Annotated in this window: 1 protein-coding gene; it reads left to right on the top strand. The window is 47.2% G+C overall.

Features of this window, described 5'->3' with window-relative positions; translation table 11 throughout:
- Nucleotides 1-686 (top strand): acyl-CoA dehydrogenase family protein (locus AC1DUW_RS31535; RefSeq protein WP_477644541.1); only part of this gene is annotated, 686 nt, incomplete at both ends.

Genomic DNA, 686 nt, shown 5'->3' with positions numbered 1-686 from the left:
GTTTGGAACGGAACATCAAAAGCGAAAATATTTGCGGGCCATGGCGGAAGGAAAAAACATGGGTGCGTATTGCTTGACGGAATCTGGATCCGGATCTGATGCCAGTGGAATGAGAACAACTGCCGTTCTAGACGGAGATGAATGGGTCTTGAACGGATCGAAGATTTTTATTACCAACGGAGGCTATGCCGACATTTATATCGTTTTCGCACAGACCAACTCGACACTAAAGCATAAAGGCATTTCTGCGTTTATTGTGGAAAAGGGCTTCCCAGGTTTCTCGGTAGGAAAGAAGGAAAAAAAGCTAGGCATTCGCTCTTCCGCCACGACAGAGGTCATTTTTGAGGACTGCCGCGTTCCAAAGGACAATCTTTTGGGCCAAGTGGGTGAAGGGTTCCAGATTGCCATGATGACTCTCGACGGCGGTCGGAACGGAATCGCTTCCCAAGCTGTTGGGATCTCTCAAGGAGCATTTGATAATGCTGTCGCATTTGCAAAGGATCGCGTCCAATTTGGAAAACCGATTAGCTCACTTCAAGCTATTCAATTCAAATTAGCCGATATGGCCACAAAAATCGAAGCTGCCCGTTTATTGACGTATCAGGCAGCATGGCGTGAGGATCAAGGAATTCCTTACGGTCTTCAATCTGCAATGTCCAAACTATTTGCTGGAGACACCGCCATGG

The sequence above is a fragment of the Peribacillus sp. P4_C12 genome (assembly GCF_056402095.1).
The sequence above is the reverse complement of the archived record's forward strand: the minus strand, read 5'-3'. Positions and strand labels throughout refer to the sequence as shown.